We start from the raw sequence: 868 nt of genomic DNA, 5'->3' as shown, positions 1-868 counted from the left end.
TGAAACTAACGAAACTAATGAAACTAACGAAACTAATGAAACTAACGAAACTAATGAAACTAACGAAACTAATATAATATCTTATTACAATAAAGAAAATGATATAGATTCAAAAACTATAAATTATATAATAAAAAATGTACCTAAATTAGCTAATATAGTAAAAGAAGTTATTATCAAAAAAAAAGAATTACAACAAATAGATAAAGAAATAGAGAAATTAAAATTGGAGAATAATAATAATTTAAATAAAATTAATATTAAAAATAATATTTTAGAAAAAGTATTTAAAAATATTGATGAACAGTTAGATTGTTATAATTCATTATTAAAAAAAATAATGATAAAACATCCTAATATTGATGAAAAATATGTAATGCACTTATTTGATATAATAAAACAATTAAATTATCAAAAATACGATTTAACAAAAAAAATTATGGAGCTATAATTGCCATGAAAAATATATTGCCACCAACTAATACAACCTTATTAAAAATGCAAAATGATTTAGAAAATATACTAGATAGAATATATGTCTTAGAAGATAATTCTTATCAATGCACAGACTTATTTTATTTCTGCTCCAATAATATAATAAATTCTATAAATATATTAACAAATAACAAATATATTAATACTTTTAACAAAATTAATAGAAATCTATATTTTTTTGAAAAGTTATCTAAATTAACAATAAGTATTTTTTTTAATTATAAGAGGAATGATATCATCAAAAAATTTAAAAACATTTTTAAAGAAAATGCTAATATAAAAATTCCTATAATAGATAAAATATTGTATAAAACAAAAGTAGAATTAAAAACAATATCAAAATATATACAAACTAATGGTATTATAAATTATA

General features: G+C 16.8%; 1 protein-coding gene and 1 pseudogene. Both read left to right on the top strand.

The window, feature by feature from the left end:
• A pseudogene (locus tag EZH24_RS14380) lies at nucleotides 1–451 on the top strand (hypothetical protein); the annotation flags it as partial.
• A 5-nt stretch (nucleotides 452–456) separates the two neighbouring features.
• Nucleotides 457–868: hypothetical protein (locus tag EZH24_RS12755; RefSeq protein ID WP_137999411.1), on the top strand; the 412-nt coding region annotated here is incomplete at its 3' end.

The organism is Brachyspira catarrhinii (assembly GCF_005518285.1).
GTDB lineage: Bacteria > Spirochaetota > Brachyspiria > Brachyspirales > Brachyspiraceae > Brachyspira > Brachyspira catarrhinii.
Note: the sequence above shows the minus strand (reverse complement) of the source record. Positions and strands in the feature narration are given on the sequence as shown.